16 protein-coding genes are annotated in these 19,286 nt (G+C 72.1%); 4 read left to right on the forward strand and 12 right to left on the reverse strand.

What is annotated here, in order from left to right; translation table 11 throughout:
* The first annotated feature begins 81 nt into the window (after positions 1-81).
* Positions 82-396: an STAS domain-containing protein gene (locus ACN267_RS16840; protein WP_204956918.1), complete on the forward strand. Its 315-nt coding sequence runs from the start codon at positions 82-84 to the stop codon at positions 394-396.
* Between the two features lie 13 nt (positions 397-409).
* Here the strand turns inward: ACN267_RS16840 and ACN267_RS16845 are convergent, their stop codons facing one another.
* The 6 genes from ACN267_RS16845 to ACN267_RS16870 form a co-directional block, all read right to left on the reverse strand.
* Complete coding sequence (locus ACN267_RS16845; RefSeq protein WP_421489097.1) at positions 410-4,090, reverse strand: SpoIIE family protein phosphatase; 3,681 nt, start codon at positions 4,088-4,090, stop codon at positions 410-412.
* Positions 4,091-4,267: 177 nt separating this feature from the next.
* Positions 4,268-4,819 carry a pyridoxamine 5'-phosphate oxidase family protein gene (locus ACN267_RS16850; protein WP_204956916.1) on the reverse strand — a complete coding sequence of 184 codons (552 nt, stop codon included), beginning with the start codon at positions 4,817-4,819 and terminating at the stop codon, positions 4,268-4,270.
* A gap of 60 nt (positions 4,820-4,879) precedes the next feature.
* Entirely contained in the window at positions 4,880-5,560 is a 681-nt protein-coding gene (locus ACN267_RS16855; RefSeq protein WP_204957315.1) for a gamma-glutamyl-gamma-aminobutyrate hydrolase family protein, read from the reverse strand.
* 71 nt (positions 5,561-5,631) lie between these two features.
* The gene (locus ACN267_RS16860; protein ID WP_239484647.1) at positions 5,632-6,405 is read right to left on the reverse strand and encodes a 3-oxoacyl-ACP reductase; all 774 of its coding nucleotides are present in this window, start codon (positions 6,403-6,405) and stop codon (positions 5,632-5,634) included.
* Positions 6,405-7,751, reverse strand: a complete 1,347-nt coding sequence (locus ACN267_RS16865; RefSeq protein ID WP_372445909.1) for an aldehyde dehydrogenase family protein — start codon at positions 7,749-7,751, stop codon at positions 6,405-6,407. The genes ACN267_RS16860 and ACN267_RS16865 overlap by 1 nt, the downstream gene beginning before the upstream one ends.
* Positions 7,752-7,907: 156 nt before the next feature.
* A complete protein-coding gene (locus tag ACN267_RS16870) occupies positions 7,908-9,272 on the reverse strand; it encodes a glutamine synthetase family protein (protein ID WP_204956914.1) in 1,365 nt (454 codons plus the stop codon).
* 530 nt (positions 9,273-9,802) lie between these two features.
* Here ACN267_RS16870 and ACN267_RS16875 point away from each other — a divergent pair.
* Positions 9,803-10,396 (forward strand): hypothetical protein, encoded by a 594-nt coding sequence (locus ACN267_RS16875; protein WP_204956913.1) that lies wholly within the window; start codon positions 9,803-9,805, stop codon positions 10,394-10,396.
* A gap of 80 nt (positions 10,397-10,476) precedes the next feature.
* On the opposite strand, the gene ACN267_RS16880 is transcribed toward ACN267_RS16875, so the two are convergent.
* Positions 10,477-12,117, reverse strand: a complete 1,641-nt coding sequence (locus tag ACN267_RS16880; RefSeq protein ID WP_421489098.1) for an amino acid permease — start codon at positions 12,115-12,117, stop codon at positions 10,477-10,479.
* A gap of 421 nt (positions 12,118-12,538) precedes the next feature.
* Positions 12,539-12,790 carry a flavin reductase gene (locus ACN267_RS16885; protein WP_421489099.1) on the reverse strand — a complete coding sequence of 84 codons (252 nt, stop codon included), beginning with the start codon at positions 12,788-12,790 and terminating at the stop codon, positions 12,539-12,541.
* A 331-nt stretch (positions 12,791-13,121) separates the two neighbouring features.
* Between ACN267_RS16885 and ACN267_RS16890 the strand changes: the two genes are divergently transcribed.
* Positions 13,122-13,889: a DUF5753 domain-containing protein gene (locus ACN267_RS16890; protein ID WP_421489100.1), complete on the forward strand. Its 768-nt coding sequence runs from the start codon at positions 13,122-13,124 to the stop codon at positions 13,887-13,889.
* The gene (locus ACN267_RS16895; RefSeq protein ID WP_357758667.1) at positions 13,880-14,080 is read left to right on the forward strand and encodes a DUF397 domain-containing protein; all 201 of its coding nucleotides are present in this window, start codon (positions 13,880-13,882) and stop codon (positions 14,078-14,080) included. Before ACN267_RS16890 ends, ACN267_RS16895 begins: the two co-directional genes overlap by 10 nt.
* A 151-nt stretch (positions 14,081-14,231) precedes the next feature.
* Here the strand turns inward: ACN267_RS16895 and ACN267_RS16900 are convergent, their stop codons facing one another.
* From ACN267_RS16900 to pcaF, 4 genes are all read right to left on the reverse strand, one after another.
* Positions 14,232-14,732, reverse strand: coding sequence for a DUF456 domain-containing protein (locus ACN267_RS16900; RefSeq protein WP_204956909.1), 501 nt, complete (start codon positions 14,730-14,732; stop codon positions 14,232-14,234).
* Positions 14,729-16,921 carry a putative bifunctional diguanylate cyclase/phosphodiesterase gene (locus ACN267_RS16905; protein WP_281899764.1) on the reverse strand — a complete coding sequence of 731 codons (2,193 nt, stop codon included), beginning with the start codon at positions 16,919-16,921 and terminating at the stop codon, positions 14,729-14,731. Before ACN267_RS16905 ends, ACN267_RS16900 begins: the two co-directional genes overlap by 4 nt.
* A 7-nt stretch (positions 16,922-16,928) precedes the next feature.
* Positions 16,929-17,747 (reverse strand): SAM-dependent methyltransferase, encoded by an 819-nt coding sequence (locus tag ACN267_RS16910; protein ID WP_204956907.1) that lies wholly within the window; start codon positions 17,745-17,747, stop codon positions 16,929-16,931.
* 251 nt (positions 17,748-17,998) lie between these two features.
* Positions 17,999-19,204, reverse strand: coding sequence for a 3-oxoadipyl-CoA thiolase (pcaF, locus tag ACN267_RS16915; RefSeq protein ID WP_281899768.1), 1,206 nt, complete (start codon positions 19,202-19,204; stop codon positions 17,999-18,001).
* Positions 19,205-19,286: the final 82 nt, after the last annotated feature.

Genomic DNA, 19,286 nt, shown 5'->3' on the forward strand with positions numbered 1-19,286 from the left:
CAGCCTATCTCCGTAGGGCGGAGGGCCTCCCGCACGGCCCGGCGGTTGTTGCCGCCCACCGGGCTGTGCAATGGTGGCGGGGTGGATCCAGGGGGCGCACCGCCGGTGTTCTCCGCGCGCGCGGAGGTCACCGGGGACCACGTCCGCGTCACGGTGACCGGCGAGGTCGACATGGCCACCGCCGACACCATGGTCCAGACCACCCTCCGTGAGCCGGCCCGGCAGGTCACCCTGGATCTGCGCGCGGTCACCTTCTTCGACTCCGCCGCCATCCACGCGGTGGTCCAGCTCGCCCGGCGTTTCCCGAAGACACTTACCGTGTTCCCGTCCCGGCAGGTCAGCCGGGTGCTGGAGATCTCCGGCCTCGGCGACCAGGAGTGGCTGCGCCCACTCTGACCCGGGCTCCGGCTCAGTCGGCCAGCCGGCGGCGCAGCGACACCTCGGTCCCCTCGCCGGTACGGCGTACCGTCAGCTCGCCCAGCGCCTCGATCAACGCGAGCCCGCGGCCCCGGAACCCGGCCCCGGTCGACTCCCGCCAGCGGCCACTGTCACGCACCGTCGCCACCACCGTCCGGTCGACGATCGACACCTCCACCCCGATCGTCGGCTCCGCCGGCGCGACCGGGTGCTCGATGGCGTTGGCGGCGGCCTCGGACACGGCGACGATCAGGTCGAACAGGTCGTTCTCGCCGACGCCGTGGGCAACCAGGAAATCCTCCAGCCGCTTACGCAGCACGCTGAGCCGGGTCGGGTCGGCGGGCAGCCGCAACGCGAACCGGTTCAGCTCGGCGGCCTCCAGCGCCAGCACCGCGACGTCGTCGTGCCGGTCACGCCCGTCGACCCGCTCCACCACGGCGTCCACCAGATCGGCGACGTGCCCGCCGCCGGTGCCCGCGCCGGCGTCCGCCCGAAGCTGGGCGAGCGCCGCGTCGATGCCGGCCTGCCGGTCCTCGATCAGCCCGTCGGTGTAGAGCAGCAACCGACCGCCGGGGGCGAGTCCACCCTCGACGGTGCGGTAGTCGGTGCCGGTGAGCGCGCCGATGGGCGGCCCGAGGGCCCGCTCGTGCAGGAAGGCCACGTCGTCTCCTCGGATCAGCAGGGGGGACGGATGACCGGCGCTGGCATACCGCAGCCGGCCGGTGCGCGGAGTGAAGGAGAGGCAGAACACCGTGGCGTACGACTGCCGCTCGGTCGAGCCGACCAGCCGGTTGAGCCGGGTCAACGCCTGCCCCGGGTCGTAGCCCTCCAGCAGATAGGCCCGCAGGCCGTTGCGGAGCTGACCCATCGCGGCGGCGGCCTGGACGCCCTTGCCGACCACGTCGCCGATGACCAGCACCACCTCGTCGTCGCCGGTGCCGATCACGTCGTACCAGTCGCCGCCGACCTCGACGTCGGTGCTGCCGGGCAGGTAGCGGCTGGCCACCACCGCGCCGGGGAGCTGGGGCAGCGAACGCGGCAGCAGGCTGTGCTGAAGGGTGGTGGCGATCCGGTGTTCGGCCTCGTAGAGCTGGGCGTTCTCCAGTCGTACGCCGACCAGGCGGGCCAGTTCCCCGACGGCGACGTGCTCGGTGCCGTCGCCCTCCCGCCGCCAGACCCGCAGCTCGCCGAGCTGCCCACCGGTGCTGCCGGTCAGCGGCAGCACCTGGGACGGCTGGTCGGTGCCGGGGCCGCCACCGTCGGCCTCGTGCCGTACGCCGGTGACCGTGGTGACCGACACCCGGGCCGCATCGGCGAGGTGCAGGGCGTGCCGGGCGGCGACCCGGACCACGTCGGCTGTCGACTTCGCGGTGTTGACCGCCACGGCGGCGTCGGCGAGCGCCCGCAGCCGGCGGATGATCTGCCCACGCAGCTGGCCCAGCTCGACGTTGGCCCGGACCCGGGCGATCAGCTCCGCCCCGGAGAACGGCTTGGTGAGGTAGTCGTCGGCGCCCACCGACAGGCCGGCGACCGCCTCGGCGGAACCGGCCCGCGCGGAGAGCAGCACGATCGGCACGTGCCGGGTCGCCGGGTTGGCACGCAGCGCGGTGACCAGGCCGAAGCCGTCCAGCCGGGGCATCATCACGTCGGTGAGCACCAGGTCGAACGGGCCCGCGGTGGCCTGCTGGAGGGCCACCGCGCCGTCCGGCACGGCCACCACCTCGTACTCGGGGCTGAGCAGCCGGGAGACGTGTTCGCGCAGGTCGGCGTTGTCGTCGGCGAGCAGGACCCGGCCGGACCTCCCGGGTTCGCCGGTGGCCGGATCGGGCCGCCCGCCGGCCTGGTCGGGCCGGTCGGTCCACCGGGCGGTCTCCGCGACGTGGAGCGTCGCCTGCGCCGACTCGCCGGTGGGCAGCGGTGCGGCGGCGGCGACCCGGTCGGGCGGCAGGTGCGCGGAGCCGAACGGGACGGTCACGGTGACCGTGGTGCCGTGGTCGACCCGGCTGGTGGCGGCGACCGTGCCGCCGTGCATCTCGACCAGTTCACGGACGAGGGCCAGGCCGATGCCGGTGCCCTCGTGGGTACGCGAGCGGACCCCCGGCACCCGGTGGAACCGTTCGAAGACGTGCGGCACTTCCTCGGCGGCGATGCCGACCCCGGTGTCGGTCACCTCCAGCCGTGCCGCGCCGTCGGCAGCGGCCACCCGGACCCGGATCTCGCCGTCGAAGGTGAACTTCAGCGCGTTGGAGAGCAGGTTGAAGACGATCTTCTCCCACATGTCGCGGTCCAGGAGGACCGGCGCGGGCAGCGGCGGGCAGTCGACCACGAGCCGCAGCCCGGCCCGCTCGGTCGCGGAACGGAAGGTGCTGGCCAGCCGGGAGGTGTATTCGGCCAGGTCGGTGGGCTGGTAGTGGGCGGTCAGCCGGCCGGACTCCAGCCGGGAGAAGTCGAGCACGGTGTTGACCAGCTTGAGCAGGCGCAGCGCGTTGCGGTGCATCACGGTCAGCCGGTCGAGGTGCGCGGCGGACAGCGTCGGGTCGGCCAGCAGGTCCTCCAGCGGGCCGAGGACGAGGGTCAGCGGGGTGCGGAACTCGTGGCTGACGTTGGCGAAGAAGTTGGTCTTGGCGCGGTCCAGCGCGGCCAGTTCGGCGGCGCGGGCCCGCTCCTGCTCGTACACCCGCTGCTGGCCGACCACCCGGGAGACCTGCGCGGCGATCAGGCCGAGGAAGTCGCGGTACTCGTCGGTGAACGGCAGCCGGGCGGACCGGCCGACCACCAGCGCCCCGGCGGGCTCGCTGGTGGCGGTGAGCGGCAGCACCATGGCCCGGGTGGCGGCGTCGCCCGGCACCGCGCCGAGCAGTTCGGCCACCTCGATCTCGGCGGCCACCCCACCGGCGGCGACCCGGGCCAGCGTGGCCGGCAGCTCGGCCGGCACCCGGGCGGGATCGACGCCGCTGACCCCGGCCGGCACCGGCCGATCGGTCTCGTCGGTCAGGTAGACCAGGGCGAACGGGACGTCGGCCCGGTGCCCGTCGAGCACCGCCGCCGTGGCCCGCCCCAGCTCGGCCATGCTGCCGGCCGCGCCGAGCCGGGAGCCGAGTTCGGCCAGGGCCCGCAGCCGGCGTTCCCCGACGACCCGGCCGGTGGTCTCGTTGACGAAGCAGAAGACGCCGTTGACGCTGCCGTCGTCGTCGCGGATCGGGTCGTAGGAGATGTCGAAGTAGACCCGCTCGACGAAGCCGTGCCGGTCGAGCAGGAACGGGTGGTTCTCGGCCCGGTAGGACTCACCGCTGCGGCACACGCCGTCGAGCAGGGGGCCGAGCACGTCCCAGGTCTCGGCCCAGTGGTCCCGGGCCGGCCGGCCGAGCGCGACGGGATGCTTGTCGCCGATGGTGGGCCGGTAGGCGTCGTTGTAGAAGGCCAGTTGGTCGGGGCCCCAGAACATCACGATCTGGGCCCGCGAGGAGAGCATCATGCCGATGGCGTGACTCAGCGCCGCCGGCCAGGTGTCGGGGCTGCCGAGCGGGCTGGCCGCCCAGTCGTGTCCGCGCAGCCGGCGGCCCATCTCGCCGCCGGCCGTGAACGCCCCGGCCAGCCACGGCGGCAGCACGGGGTCGACGGACGACAGCGCGGACCGCCCTCGTCCGTCCTCGCCCCCACGGGCCGAGCTCATCCGCGCCCCCTGCTTCGGCCGGTCGTGCCCCCCATAAACGCCTCGGCTCACGCCGGTCGCGTCCGTCTTCTACCCCGACGGATCAGGAACGTAACGCATGGGTTCGAACGGACGCTGGTAACCCGTGCCTCATCCTGCCGTCATCTGCCCGACAGCGCACGGTGAGGGGCGGTCCGCTCAGAAGATCGGCAGGCCGTCGATGCTGGCCGCGTTCTTGGTCGCCCGGTAGGTGACCAGATCCTCGGCGGTCCGCCGGGAGTGTGAGGTGAGCAACAGGTCCCGGTCGCCGCGGTAGTCCATCAGGGGCACCGCGTAGCCGCAGGAGTCGCTGACCCGCTCCACGGTCACCCCGATCACCGCCCGGACGGCGTGCACGTCGGGCGGCTCGGGGAAGTCGGCCAGCAGCGCCGCGTAGCCGGGGTCGGTGACCGGGGTGGCGACGCCCCGCCCGTGCAGCCGGACGATCTTGGGTGGGCCGTCGAAGGCGCAGAACATCAGCGTGATCCGGCCGTTGTCGCGCAGGTGGGCGATCGTCTCCGCGCCGCTGCCGTGGTAGTCGAGCCAGGCCACCCGGTGCGGGCCGAGCACGACGAAGGTGCCCCGCATGCCCTTGGGTGAGACGTTGACGTGCCCGTCGCCGCCGCTGGGCGCGGTGGCCACGAAGAACATCGGCTGCGCCTCGACGAACTCCCGCAGTCGCCCGTCCAGCGCCGGATACACGGTCCCCATGCGGTCATCCTGCCGCTGCTGACCGCATTCCGGGACAGATTTCCCGCTTTATGGGAAGCGTCAGCCCTCCCGGGCCGCCCTCACCAGGGCGGTCACCGGACGCGGGTCGTCGTCGTTCTCCGGATGCCACTGCACCCCGAGCAGGAACCGTCGCGCCGGGTCCTCCACCGCCTCCACCACCGCGTCGTCGGCCCAGCCGGTGACGGTGAGCCCGCCCGGATCGGCCACCGCCTGATGGTGGTACGAGTTGACCCGGTCCACCCCGGCCAGCACCGACGCCGTCCGGGTCCCCGGCGCGAACCGGACCGGATGCGCCCCGTACACCCCGGGGGCGGGGCGGTGCCGGTCGTGACCCACCACGTCCGGCAGGTGCTGGTGCAGCGACCCGCCGTACGTGACGGCCAGCAACTGCATGCCCCGGCACACCCCGAGCACCGGCAGGTCCACGGCGAGCGCGGCGGCCAGCAGCGCCGACTCACCGGCGTCCCGGTCGGGCCGGGGCTCGGTACGCGGGTCCACCGGCTGGCCGTACCGGTGCGGGCCGACGTCGGCGCCCCCGGCCAGCAGCAGCCCGTCGAGCACGTCGACCACGTCGGCGTCCAGCTCGTCCGGGGGCAGCACCACGGCCCGGCCCCCGGCGGCGGTCACCGAGCGGACGTACGCCTGCGGCACCAGCGACGCCGGCACGTCCCGCCAGACCGCCCAGCTCGCCGGCTCGACGTACCCGGTGATCCCGATCAGCGGACGGGCCCGCCGGCCGGACCCCCCGGGCCGGGTGACGCGGGCTGGCGGGCCGGGCCGGTCGGATCCGCTCACAGGGGGGTGACGTACGCGCCGGTGATGCCACCGTCGACGACGAACTGCGCGGCGGTCATGAACGACGCGTCGTCGCTGGCCAGGAACGCCACCGCGGCGGCGATCTCCTCCGGTGCGCCGAACCGGCCCATCGGCACGTGCACCAGCCGGCGGGCGGCCCGCTCCGGGTCGGCGGCGAACAGCTCCATCAGCAACGGGGTGGCGACCGGGCCGGGACACAACGCGTTGACCCGGATGCCCTCCCTGGCGAACTGCACGCCCAACTCCCGCGTCATCGCCAGCACCCCGCCCTTGCTCGCGGTGTACGCGATCTGCGAGGTGGCCGCCCCCATCAGCGCCACGAAGGAGGCGGTGTTGATGATCGAACCCTTGCCCTGCCGGCGCATGTGCGCAATCGCGTACTTGCAGCACAGGTAGACGCTGGTGGTGTTGACCCGCAGCACCCGCTCCCAGGCGTCCAGCCCGGTGTCGAGGATGGAGTCGTCGTCGGGCGGGGAGATGCCGGCGTTGTTGAACGCCACGTCGACCCGGCCGTGCCGCTGCACCACCCCGTCGAAGAGGTCCCGCACGGCTGCCTCGTCGGCGACGTCGGTGTGCACGTACTCCCCGCCGACCTCCTCGGCGGCCCGCCCGCCGGCCTCGTCGTCGATGTCGACGCAGACCACCCGGGCCCCCTCGGCGGCGAACCGCCGCACGGTGGCCAAGCCGATCCCGCTGCCCGCCCCGGTCACCACGGCGACCCGGTCCTGTAGCCGACCCTGCACGCGCATCACTCCTCTGTGCTGATGAAGACGTTCTTGACGTCGGTGAAGGCGTGCAACGCGTCCGGGCCCAGCTCACGGCCGAGCCCGGAACGCTTCATCCCACCGAACGGGGTCCAGTAGCGCACCGAGGAGTGCGAGTTGACGCTGAGGTTGCCCGCCTGGACCGCGCGGGCCAGCCGCAACGCCCGGCCGACGTCCCGGGTCCAGATCGAACCGGACAGGCCATACTCGGTGTCGTTGGCGAGCCGGACCGCGTCGGCCTCGTCGTCGAAGGGGAGCACCGAGACGACCGGCCCGAAGATCTCCTCCCGCCAGTGCCGGTCGGCCGGGGAGTCGGCGAGCAGCACCGTCGGGGCGTGCCAGAAGCCGGGGCCGTCGGGGCAGGTGCCGGTGAACGCGACAGTCGCGCCGTCGAGGTAGCCGGCGACCCGGTCCCGGTGGGCGGCGGAGATCAACGGTCCCATCTCGGCGGTCTCGGCGGCGGGGTTCTCCACCCGCAGCGCCCGGACCGCCGGTTCCAGCAACTCCAGGAACCTGTCGTAGACCGGGCGCTGCACCAGGATCCGGGAGCGGGCGCAGCAGTCCTGGCCGGCGTTGTCGAACACGGCGTACGGCGCGGTGGCCGCCGCTTTCTCCAGGTCGGCGTCGGCGAAGACCAGGTTGGCGCTCTTGCCGCCCAACTCCAGGGTGACCCGCTTCACCTGGGCCGCACAGCCGGCCATGATCCGGGTGCCGACCTCGGTGGAGCCGGTGAAGCAGACCTTACGCACGGCCGGGTGGGTGACGAACCGTTCGCCGACCACGTCGCCCCGGCCGGGCAGCACGGTGAACACGCCCTCCGGCAGGCCGGCTTCCCGCCCCAACTCCGCCAGGCGCAGCGCGGTCAGCGGGGTCAGCTCGGCGGGCTTGAGCACGACCGTGTTGCCGGCGGCCAGCGCCGGGGCGAACCCCCAGGCGGCGATCGGCATCGGGAAGTTCCACGGCACGATCACCCCGACCACGCCGAGCGGTTCGTGGAAGGTGACGTCCCACCCGCCGGGCACCGGAATCTGCTGCCCGGTCAACCGCTCCGGCGCACCCGCGTAGTAGTCGAGCACGTCACGGACGTTGCCCGCCTCCCACCGCGCATTGCCGATGGTGTGCCCGGCGTTACGCACCTCCAGCTGCGCCAACTCCTCCAGGTGGCTGTCGACCAGCCCGGCGAACCTCCGCAGCACCCGCCCCCGCTCCCCCGGCGCAACCAGACGCCACCCCTCGAACGCACCAGCAGCCCGCCCGATCGCCGCATCCACCTCCCCCAGCCCGGTCTCCCCCACCTCCCCCACCACATCCCCACTAGCCGGATCAACCACCCGCGTCACGCCCCACCCCTTTCCCCGTCGATCTTGGAGTTGTGGTACCCCGCACAAACCACATACCGCCACATATCGTCCACCACAACTCCAAGATCGACACGGGCAAGGGGTGGGGGTGGGGGCGGGGGCGGGGGCGGGGGGTGGGGGTGGGGGTTAGAGGCGTTCGAAGCCACGGGTTAGTTCCCAGTCGGTTACGGCGGCGTCGAAGGCGGCCAGTTCGACCTTGGCCTGGTTGGCGTAGTGGGCGTGGACCTCGTCGCCGAAGGCCGAGCGGGCGATCTCGGAACCCTGCCAGAGGGTCAGGGCGTCGCGGAGGGTTGCGGGGACGCGCTCGGCGGCCGGGTCGTCGTAGGCGTTGCCGGTGCACTCGTCGGCCAGCTCCAGTTCCTGCTCGATGCCGTGCACCGCCCCGGCGACCAGGGCGGCGATCGCCAGGTACGGGTTGACGTCCGCGCCGGGCACCCGGTTCTCCACCCGCATCCCCTGCCCGTGGCCGACCAGCCGCAGCGCGCAGGTGCGGTTGTCGGTGCCCCAGCGCAGCGCGGTCGGCGCGAACGAGCCGGGCTGGTAACGCTTGTAGGAGTTGATGTTGGGGGCGAACAGCACGCTCATCTCGCGCATGGTGGCGAGCAGCCCGGCCAGCACCCGCTGCCCGGTGACGCTGAGCTGCGCCGGCCCGTCGCCGAGCATCGCCGAGCGGCCGTCGACGTCGCGCAGCGAGAAGTGGATGTGGCAGGAGTTGCCCTCCCGGGCGTTGGGCTTGGCCATGAACGTGATCGACACGCCCTCCTGGGCGGCGATCTCCTTCGCCCCGTTCTTGTAGATCACGTGGTGGTCGGCGCAGGCCACCGCCTCGTCGTAACGGAAGGCGATCTCGTGCTGGCCGAGGTTGCACTCCCCCTTGGCGCTCTCCGGGGTGAGCCCCGCGCCGGCCATCTCGGTGCGGATGCGACGCAGCAGCGGCTCCACCCGGGCGGTGCCGAGCAGCGAGTAGTCGACGTTGTACTGGTTGGCCGGGGTGAGGTCGCGGTACCCGCGCCGCCACGCCTCCTCGTACGAGTCGCGGTAGAGGACGAACTCCAGCTCGGTGCCGGCGTACGCGGTCAGCCCGTGGTCGGCCAGCCGGTCGAGCTGCCGGCGCAGGATCTGCCGGGGTGAGGCGACCACCGGGCCCGACCCGTCCAGCCACTCCAGGTCGGCCAGCAGCAGGACGCTGCCCGGCTGCCACGGCATCCGCCGCAGGGTGGACAGGTCGGGGCGCATGGCGAAGTCGCCGTAGCCGCGTTCCCAGCTCGACATGGCGTACCCGTCGACGGTGTTCATGTCGACGTCCACGGCGAGCAGGTAGTTGCAGCCCTCGCTGCCGTTGGCGACCACCTGGTCGAGGAAGAACGGGGCGTGGAACCGTTTGCCCTGGAGGCGGCCCTGCATGTCGGTCAGGGCGAGCACCACCGTGTCGATCTCGCCCTCGGCGACGGCGACCCGGAGCTGTTCCAACGTGAGCGGGGCTTTCCTCATCCGTGCGCCTCCATCACCAAGGTCTACCGGGCCGAGCGGATCACCGTCAATGCCCCGTCCGGGCGGGCCGGCAAACCCCCCGGGCCGGGGTGGTCCGGCCGGTCCCGGTCCGGACCCGGCGGCCCGGTCCGCGAGCGCCCGCCCGCGCCCCGGAGCCGGACGCGACGCGACGCGCGGAACGAGCGGAAATTGTCGTACGCACAACGACGGAAACGCTTTCCCAAAGGCGGGAAAGAAGCGCCGCGACACGCCACTCATCCGTTCGGACACATAGCCGACCACACCGATCGGTAATCGCGCGGCGACCTTGCGTGGAAGTTGGAACCCTTGCCAGAATTTGAGCCGGCCGGTGCGACGCACGGCATTTTGTCGGCCGATCCGCACGACCACTTCCCCTGACCTGCCGCGTATTCGCGCGCAATGCGTCGACCGGTCACCGGAGCGTGGATGTTCGGCCCTCTCGGTCGCACCGGGCCGGCCGGCCCAGAAACACCCGAACTGCTCCATCACGACGCACCGAAGGACGCGTAATGACGAGAGTACGTCCCAGTGGGAAGCCCCGGGCCCTCGCCGCCCTGGTGGCGATCGCCGTTTCCGCCGCGCTGCTCGCGGTGGCCAGCCCGACCCAGGCGGCCCCCCGCACCGCCGGTGCCGATGCCGCGCGGCCGGCGGCCGGATCGTCCGCCACCGACGGCGCGCGGGCCGGTCGCCTCGCGCCGCTGTCCACCGGGGCCACCGGCGTGTCGGCGGGTTCCGCCGGCACCCTCGCCTCGACCTCGGTGACGGGGACCGTCGGTTCCATCACCGTCACCTGCACGCTGACCCCGAGCACCCCGTTCGTCTACTACGGCGGCCCGTACGGCGGCGGCGAGGAGGGCCTGGCGGCGGTGCAGTGCACCTATCCGGTCTGGGCGATCCAGGTCGAGGTCGCCCTGTTCCGCTACGGCACCCAGGTCACCTACAACACCAAGACGGCCTACAGCACCGTCCTCGGCAACGTCGACACCGAGTACCCCCGGTACACCGGCGAGTACAAGACGGGTGCGGACGCCTTCATCACCTGGAACTACGGCGGCCCGACCACGTTCATTCCGCTCACCTTCAGCAACAGCGTCTATCTCTGACGGTCACGCCGGGCGGCCCCGGCCGGAACCCGTCAGGGTTCCGGCCGGGGCCGCCCGTGGTCGCCCCGCAGGGCTCGTGGTCAGGCCGGTCCGTCGACCCGGGCGGCGTCCACCGTCGGTGCCGTCGGCTCGGGTACGTCGACCGTCCGGCGCGGGCCGGTGAACCACTTCCGGGCCGAGGCGTACCACCAGATGCCCACCCCGAGCAGCACCCCGCCGACGGCCAGCGGCGCGTAGTTCACCGCCGACCAGCTGAACTCCGCGTTGCCGGGCACCCCGGCCGGCACGATCGGCAGCACGAAGTACACCGAGATGATCACGATCTCGACCACCGCGATCCAGCCGAGCAGCTTGTATTTCCGGCCGAGCGTCCACGGGCCCGGCTCGAACCGGTCGCCGAGGCGCAGCCGCAGCGCGATCGGGATGACGAAGGACAGGTAGAGGCCGATCACCGCCACCGACACCACCGCGTAGAAGGCGACCGGGATGCCGGACGGGCTCTCGTAGAGCGCCGGCAGGGTGAGCACCAGGCCGGCCAGCGTCGCCCCGATGATCGCGTTGGCCGGGGTGCCGTTGCGGTCGACCTTGGACCACAGCCGCCAGCCCGGCACCGCCCGGTCGCGGCTGAACGCGTACGTCATCCGGCTCATCGAGGTCACGCAGCTCATCCCGCAGAAGAACTGCCCGATGGTGGAGATGATGATGACCGTCTTGAAGAAGAACGGGGTCAGCGCGGATTCGAAGATGGCACCGGAGAATCCGCCGGCCGCGTTGACCGCGTCCACGTCGGTGGCGGCGAACAGGAACGCCAGCAGCAGGATCCACCCGCCCACCGCCGAATAGAAGATCGACCGCCACAGCCCCTTGGCGGCGGCCTGCGACGCGCCCCGGGTCTCCTCGGACACGTGCGCGCAGGCGTCGAATCCGGTGATCGTGTACTGGGTGAGCAGGAATCCCAGCGGCAGCACATAGAACCAGAACGTCAACCCGCCGGTGTCACCGTCACCGAAACCGGAGTTGTTGAACCGCTCGGTGAACACGAACTGGAAACTCTGGTGCCGGTCGGGCACCAGCAGCAGGATGGCCACCACGGCGGCGGCGCCGGCCACGTGCCACCAGACCGACACGTTCTGGAGTACGTCGATGATCCGGTGCCCGAAGATGTTGATCAGCCCGTGCAGGGCCAGGATGATCACGAACAGGACGAACGCCTGCCGCAGCGTCCCCTCCCACCCGTCGAAGAGCGCCGACAGGGTCAGGTTGAGGAAGGTGGCGCAGCCGTAGTCCACCGACGCGGTGACCGCGACCAGGCCGATCAGGTTGAGCCAGCCGGTGAACCAGCCGTGCACCGGCCGGCCCATCTTCGCCGCCCACCAGTAGATCCCCCCGGCGGTCGGGTACGCCGAGACCAGCTCGGCCAGGCAGAACCCGATGATCAGGATGAACAGCGAGATCAGCGGCCAGCCCCAGGAGATGGCGACCGGCCCGCCGTTGTTCCACGCCTGGCCGAAGGTGGTGAAACAGCCGGCCAGGATCGAGATGATCGAGAACGAGATGGCGAAGTTGGAGAAGCCGCTCCACTTCCGGTGCAACTCCTGCTGGTAGCCGAGTTCGGCGAGCCGTCGGGCGTCGTCGTCCGGCGCGTGCGGCCCGGCTGCCGGCGGTTGCCCGTTCCCGGCTGTCGGCGGTTGCCCGGTGGTCGGCGGGGGCGTTGTGGCCACAGCACACCTCCCTGAGGTGGTACCCGGAACTACCCGGGTGATCCCCGGGTGCGCCCGAGTCTCGTCCCGCCGATCACGACGGTCAATCCATTCCCGGTACCGAACCCGTTACATAATGTCACCCGACCGGACGGTAATCAGGTTGCCCCGCACCTCGCACCGACGCATGCTTGAGCCCGTGACCAGGCCCGATCGCGACGGGCCGACGCCGGGCACTCGGCAGGAGCCCGGCACCACGGCGGCGCGGGACGCCCACCTCTCTCTCACGTACGGCGTCGTGCCGTACCCGACGGGCGTCCCGCCCCGCCACCCACTCCCGCCCTGATCCACTCGCCTGGGCCGATGTTGCGGTATCCGCCGGGCGTGGACACCGCAACATCGACCCAGAAGAGTCGATCTTGCTGCCGATCCTGCACGGCCCTCAGCCCCGGGCCCTGGCCCAGGACAGGAAGCGCTCGGTCATCCCGGTGGGCGGGTGGGCCGGGTGGAGTTGGGTGAGCTGGTTGGTGGCCTCGCGCATCAGGGTGCCGAGATAGATCAGCAGGGACATCCGGTCGTGCCGGTACTCGGTGAGCAGCGCGAGCTTGGCCGGCTGGCACGGCCACTGCCGGCCGCAGTTGCGGCAACGCCACAGCGGACGCATCGCGACGTGCGGGACAGGCGGACGAACCACCACCATCACCGCCCCCACAGCGCGGCGGCCTGCGCCTCGTCGTCGATCAGGTCAGCCGACCACAGGAACCGACCGACGCTCCCGACCATCCGGCAGGGCGGCGTCCTCATGCTCCTCCACCACATGACCGAACCCTTCATGTCGACCTCCTCGCGTGTCTGGGAAGGGGCCGCTCCCACTGGCCAGTAAGGGAGCGGCCCCCGCGAAGTCGGCCCCGACACCGTCCCGCCAGAGCCGACCCACCTGAGGCAACCTTGCCCAGCGCAACGGGATCAGTACACGACGTTAATCTATGCTCAGGGACGTTCGTGACATCCATGATGGAGGCGGGATGAACCACGCACTTCAGGAGGCCATGGCCGAGGTCGGCGAGACAGCAGAGAGTCTTGCTGCTCAAACAGGAGTCGACCCCAAGACGGCAGCGCGCTGGATATCGCCGGGACGTGTGCCGCAGCCCCGCCGACGTGTGACCGTGGCCGCGATCCTGGGCCGGGACGTTGGTGACCTATGGCCCGACGTCCTCAAACGCCGCGAGCCACAGTGGCTGAGAAAATGGGTCGACTGGGAGCGCGAAGCGGTCGCGCTGCGGTGGTACGAGCACACCTGGGTTCCCGGCCTACTCCAGACCGAGGGGTACGCCCGAGCCACGCTGGCACACAACCTGCTACCCCCGGACGAGATCGATGAGCGCGTGGCATCGCGGCTCGATCGCAGTTCCATTCTCACCAGCGGCAGGCCACCGCAACTCGTCGCCGTCATCGACATGGCGGCGTTACGCCGCCCCATGAAGAGTCACCCCGCCGCGATGAAGGAACAGCTCATCCACCTGGCCGAGATGGCCGAGCTACCGCACGTACAGATCCTCGTGGTGAGTGAGGAAACCGGGCTCTACCCTGGACTACAGGGCGGCTTCATCCTTGGCACTCTTGCCGACGGCTCAGTAGTCGCGCATCTCGATCACCAAGTGCGAGCACAGGTGGTGGATGAGACCGATGACCTTGTTACCCTCCAGCGAACGTGGGAGATGATCAGAGGCGAAGCCTTCTCCCGCAGGCAATCACTCAACCTGATCAAGGAAGCGGCGCACACATGGACTTGACCGGCGCACAGTGGCGCAAGAGCACCAAGAGCGGCAGCAACGGCGGCTCGTGTGTCGAAGTGGCGGACAATCTGCCCGGCGTCGTCCTCGTCCGCGACACCAAGGACCGTGCCGGCGGCACCCTCGCCTTCGCTCCGGACACCTGGCAGTCGTTCGTCGACCTGGCCAAGCAGATCGGCCCCGCTGCCTGACCTTCCCCGACCATCGCCGGCCCGCCACGTCTTGATCGACTCGCCTGGGCCGATCTTGCGGTGTCCCGGCGGCCGAATACCGCAACATCGACCCAACCGAGTCGACCTTGCCGGGCGCTCCCGTGGGTGGCTCCGGCCGCTGTCGTGGGGGTCAGGTGAAGAGGAGGCCGGCCACCCAGAGGGCGGCGATCACCAGGCCGGCCAGGAACTCCACCATCATCGACAGGCCGGCCGCCTTCAACGCCTGCACGGTCGCCGGCCAGGCGAGCTGGTTGCTGCCCAGCCGCAGCCGCTCGGCCCCCCACACCCCGCCGACGAAACCGATCACCAGGCCCACCACCGGGATGACGAAGAACCCGACCAGCCCGAGCAGACCCCCGACGAGCAGCGACGACGTCGGCACCCCGGTGCGCTTGAGGTTGCGCCCCGGCCAGGCGTACTTGATCACGGCACCGGCGGCGGCGACCACGGTGGCGGCGGCGAGCACCGCCCAACGCCCCGGCCCGGCGCCGCCGAAGATCGCCCAGAGCAGCACCCCGCCCCAGCACAGCGGCAGCGCCGGCAGGCCGGGCACCACCACCCCGGCCAACCCGGCGACGATCGCGATCGCCGCGATCACCGAGAACGCCGCCTCACCGTCGGTCAGGCTCACCCCGCCACCTCTCCCCCGCCCGGTCCCGCCCCGGTCCCGCCGCGCAGCCGGGCGGTGATCTGGTCCGCCGGGGCGGGCGGGCCGAACCAGCGCCCCTGCCCGGTGTCGCAGCGCAACGCCCGCAGCCGTTCGGCCTGTTCCTCCGTCTCCACCGCCTCGGCGGTCACCGACAACTCCAACGCGTGCGCCAACCGGACCAGGGCGTCGACGATCCGTACGTCCCGATGGTCGGGCGAGGAGTCGCCGCCGTCACCCCGGATGCCCTCGACGAACGGGCCGGCCAGCTTCAGGCAGTGGATCGGCAGCCGCCGCAGGTACGCCAGGTTCGAGTAGCCGGTGCCGAAGTCGTCGATGGCCAGCCGTACGCCCAGATCCGCCAACCGGTACAACGACCGTAACGGCTCCCCGGCGGTGCCCATCACGGCGCTCTCGGTCAACTCCAGCTGCAACAGCTCCGCCGGCAGGCCGCTGCGGCTCAGCGCGCTGGCGACGGTGTCCACGATGGCCGGGTCGTCGGCCTGCCGGGCGGCCAGGTTGACGCTGACCACCAGTTTGGCCTCCGGGAACTCCCGGTGCCAGGCGCGGGCATCGCGGCACGCCTGCCGCAGCACCCACTCGCCCAGTCTGACGATCAGCCCGGTCTCCTCGGCCAGGCCGATGAACCGGTCCGGGCCGACCAGGCCCAGCTCCGGGTGGGCCCAGCGGACCAGCGCCTCCACGGCGAGCATCGAGCCGTCCAGCAGGGACACGATCGGCTGGTAGTGGACCACGAACTCGCCCCGGTCCAGTGCCGCCGGCAGACCCGCGGCCAACGCGGACCGGGCGATGTCGGCGGCGCTGCGCTCCGGGTCGTACACCGCCCAGCGGCCCCGGCCCTCCGCTTTCGCCCAGTACAGCGTGGTGTCGGCGGCCTTCATCAGCTCGGACACGCTGGTCTCGCTGGCCGGGCACTCGACCACCCCGACGCTCGCCGACACGGCGAGCTGGTGGTCGCCGACGAGCACCGGGGCGGCCACCGCGGCGAGCGCCAACTCGGCGACACCGACCGCGTCGTCGATGCCCTCGCCGCCGTTGACCAGGATGACGAACTCGTCACCACCCATCCGGGCCACCAGGTGCCCCTGGCCGATGACACAGTCGGACAGCCGCCTGGCGATGGTGACCAGCAGCCGGTCACCGAGGTCGTGGCCGAGACTGTCGTTGACCGCCTTGAACCCGTCCAGGTCGAGGAAGCAGACGCCGATCCGCTGCTCGGGCCCGGCGTCGGCGAAGACCTGGCCGAGCTTCTCGAAGAACAGCGTCCGGTTGGGCAGGCCGGTGAGCGGGTCGTGCAGGGCCTGGAACCGCAGCCGCTGCTGGAGTTCGTACCGTTGGGTGATGTCCTCGATCATCGCCACCGTGAACCGGGGGCGGCCGTCGTCGTGCCGGATCAGCGACACGGCCAGGTCGGTCAGGACGACACTGCCGTCCTTGCGGTAGTAGCGCTTCTCCACCCGGACGCTGTCGTGCTTGCCCTCGATCAGCTCCTGGTACAGCTCCCACATCCCGGCTGCGTCGTCGGGGTGGAACAGCGACGCGACGTTGGTCTGCCGCAGTTCCTCCGGGGTGTAGCCGAGCATGTCGGCGAAGGACTGGTTGACGTCGATGATCTGGCCGTCGATGCCGGCGATGCCGATGCCGATGACCGCCCCGGTGAAGACCGCCCGGAACCGCGCCTCGCTGTCGCGCAGCGCCCGCTCCACCGAGTCCCGCGCCTGCCAGGCCGAGCGGGCGATCCGCTCCTGCTGGCTGAAGGTACGGTCGCGCAGCGCCCGGCCGAACCCGGCGGCCAGCCCACCCTGCAACGCGGCCACCCGGACGGCCAGGTCGGGCGGCGGGTCGTCGGGGGGCAGCACCCGCTGCGGTAGCTGTTCGCCGAGCGCCCGCACCGACCAGTCCAGGATGCGCGGTTCGGTCAGGTGCGCCTCCACCAGCGCCCGGCCCACCTCCTCCGCCGGGGCGGCGGAGAAGTCCTCGGCGAGCAGGGCCCGCGCCAGCCGTACGGTGTGCGTCAGCAGCAGCCGCTCGGTCTCGTCCGTGCTCATCGGCACGAACCCGAGCCGGCGTACCGCCCGTGCCCAGTCGGCGGCGTAGCCCTGTGCGCCCGGACGGGACGCGTCGGTGCCGCCGGGGTCCGGAACGGCGGACATGGTCGGCTCAGCCGGCGGGACGGTCGTACCGGGCGACGCCGCCGAACGCCCCGAACCGCTCGGGATGCTCGTCCACGTCGGACGGGGAGTCGGGCCGCCACAGCGGCATGTGCACCACGCCGGGCTCAAGCAGCGTCCAGTCGCCGAAGAAGCCGGTGATCTCGGCACGGGAGCGCAGGGTGATCTCGGTGTCCGTGCGCGCCGAGAGGCGCTGCGCGTCGAGCATCTCCTGGGGCTGGTCCTCGAAGGTGGAGTGGGAGATGACCAGGAAGCTGCCGGGTGCGGCGGCGGCCCGCAGGGTGGCGAGGACGTCGGCCGGGCGGTCGGCGTCGGGGACGAAGTGCACCACCCCGGCGAGCAGGATACCCAGCGGCCGGTCGAAGTCGATCAGGCCGCTGGACCGGGCCTCGTCGAGGATCAGCTTCGGTTCCCGCAGGTCGGCGTGCACGGCGACGGCCCGGTCGTTGCCGGTGAGCAGTTCCCGGCTGTGCGCCACGGCGACCGGGTCGATGTCGACGTAGACGATCCGGGCCTGCGGGTTGGCCGCCTGGGCGACCTCGTGGACGTTGCCGACGGTGGGGATGCCCGAGCCGATGTCGAGGAACTGGTCGATGCCGGCGTCGAGCAGCGCCCGCACCGCACGGCGCAGGAACTCCCGCCCGGAGCGCATGGTGGCCGCGAGGTTCGGGGTCATGCTGGCGATCTGCTCGGCGAGCCGCCTGTCGATCTCGAAGTTGTGCGCGCCGCCGAGGAAGTAGTCGTAGACCCGGGCGGCGCTGGGCCGGCTCAGGTCGATCTCGGCGGGAAGTCCGTCCGACGTCTGCATCGCTGGCCCCCAGTTCGTCGCCGCGGTGCGGGAGGGCACCGGTGTCGACGGCGTGCGCGGGCACGCGGAGCCGCACCGGCCGACCCGCGGATCGTGTGGTGCTGACCACTCTAGGCCCGTCCGCCCAGGTACGGGAGATCAGCGGAGCCCGATCTGTGCCCGGGACCGGCAGGTCGGAGCCGCCGGACGAACCGTGGTCACGCTGCGCGTCCGCCCGCGCACCACAGGCCACCGTGGCGCGTCCGGATGCCTCAGTCGACGGATTCCAGCAACAGCGAGATGCCCTGCCCCACCCCGACGCACATGGTCGCCAGGGCCCGTCGGCCGCCCCGGCGACGCAGTTCCAGGGCGGCGGTCAACGCCAGCCGGGCCCCGCTGGCCCCCAACGGGTGCCCCAGGGCGATCGCCCCGCCGTTCGGGTTAACGTGCTCGGCGTCCTCCGGCAGGCCCAGTTCGCGCAGCACCGCGATCCCCTGCGCGGCGAACGCCTCGTTCAGCTCGACGACGTCGACGTCGGCGAGGGCGACGCCGAGCCGGTCGAGCAGCCGGCGGGTGGCCGGCACCGGCCCGATCCCCATGATCCGGGGCGGTACGCCGGCCGCCGCCGCGCCGCTGACCCGGGCGAGCGGGCTCAGGCCGTACCGGGCCACCGCCGCCTCGGACGCGACCAGCAGGGCCACCGCGCCGTCGTTGACCCCGGAGGAGTTGCCGGCGGTGACGGTGCCGCCGGCCCGGAACGGGGTGGGCAGCGCGGCCAGCTTCGCCAGCGTCGTCTCCCGGGGGTGCTCGTCGACCTCGACCAGCTTCGTCTCCCGCCGGCCGGCCGGCACGGTCACCGGCACGATCTCCTCGGCGAACCGGCCGTCGGCCTGCGCCTTGGCGGCCCGCTGCTGGGAACGCAGCGCGAACTCGTCCTGCGCATGCCGGTCGACGCCGAACTCGGCGGCCACGTTCTCGGCCGTCTCGGGCATCGAGTCGGTACCCCACCCCGCCGCCATCAGCGGGTTGACCAGCCGCCAGCCGAGGGTGGTGTCGTACACCTCGGCGGCCCGCGAATACGGCGTGGCGGCCTTCGGCATGACGAACGGGGCACGGCTCATGCTCTCGACGCCACCGGCGAGCACCAGGTCGGCCTCCCCGGCCACCACGGCACGGGCGGCGGTGGCCAGCGCGTCCAGGCCGGAGCCGCAGAGCCGGTTGACGGTGCTGCCCGGCACCTCCTGCGGCAGGCCGGCCAACAGCGCCGCCATCCGGGCCACGTTGCGGTTGTCCTCACCTGCCTGGTTGGCGCAGCCGAGCACCACGTCGTCGACCCGCTCCCAGTCCACCGCCGGATGCCGGGCGACCAGTTCGCGCAGCACATGGGCGGCCAGGTCGTCGGGGCGCACCCCGGCGAGGACGCCGGCGTACCGGCCGATCGGGGTACGGACTCCAGACACGAGGTAGGCCACGGTCATCGACGCACGTCCTTCGGGGATGGGAAGGGGCTGGCGGTCCCGGCGTCACCCGGGTCACGGGGGACGTCCGCCGTCAGGATAT

The organism is Micromonospora sp. WMMD734 (assembly GCF_049178975.1).
Lineage (GTDB): Bacteria > Actinomycetota > Actinomycetes > Mycobacteriales > Micromonosporaceae > Micromonospora > Micromonospora wenchangensis.

Bases quoted from the DNA above. Each gene is read 5' to 3' on its own strand.
- ACN267_RS16845 (WP_421489097.1), bottom strand. From the start codon at position 4,090: ATGAGCTCGGCCCGTGGGGGCGAGGACGGACGAGGGCGGTCCGCGCTG.
- ACN267_RS16850 (WP_204956916.1), bottom strand. From the start codon at position 4,819: ATGGGGACCGTGTATCCGGCGCTGGACGGGCGACTGCGGGAGTTCGTC.
- ACN267_RS16860 (WP_239484647.1), bottom strand. From the start codon at position 6,405: ATGCGCGTGCAGGGTCGGCTACAGGACCGGGTCGCCGTGGTGACCGGG.
- ACN267_RS16870 (WP_204956914.1), bottom strand. From the start codon at position 9,272: ATGAGGAAAGCCCCGCTCACGTTGGAACAGCTCCGGGTCGCCGTCGCC.
- ACN267_RS16875 (WP_204956913.1), top strand. From the start codon at position 9,803: ATGACGAGAGTACGTCCCAGTGGGAAGCCCCGGGCCCTCGCCGCCCTG.
- ACN267_RS16890 (WP_421489100.1), top strand. From the start codon at position 13,122: ATGAACCACGCACTTCAGGAGGCCATGGCCGAGGTCGGCGAGACAGCA.
- ACN267_RS16895 (WP_357758667.1), top strand. From the start codon at position 13,880: ATGGACTTGACCGGCGCACAGTGGCGCAAGAGCACCAAGAGCGGCAGC.
- ACN267_RS16905 (WP_281899764.1), bottom strand. From the start codon at position 16,921: ATGTCCGCCGTTCCGGACCCCGGCGGCACCGACGCGTCCCGTCCGGGC.
- ACN267_RS16910 (WP_204956907.1), bottom strand. From the start codon at position 17,747: ATGCAGACGTCGGACGGACTTCCCGCCGAGATCGACCTGAGCCGGCCC.
- pcaF (WP_281899768.1), bottom strand. From the start codon at position 19,204: ATGACCGTGGCCTACCTCGTGTCTGGAGTCCGTACCCCGATCGGCCGG.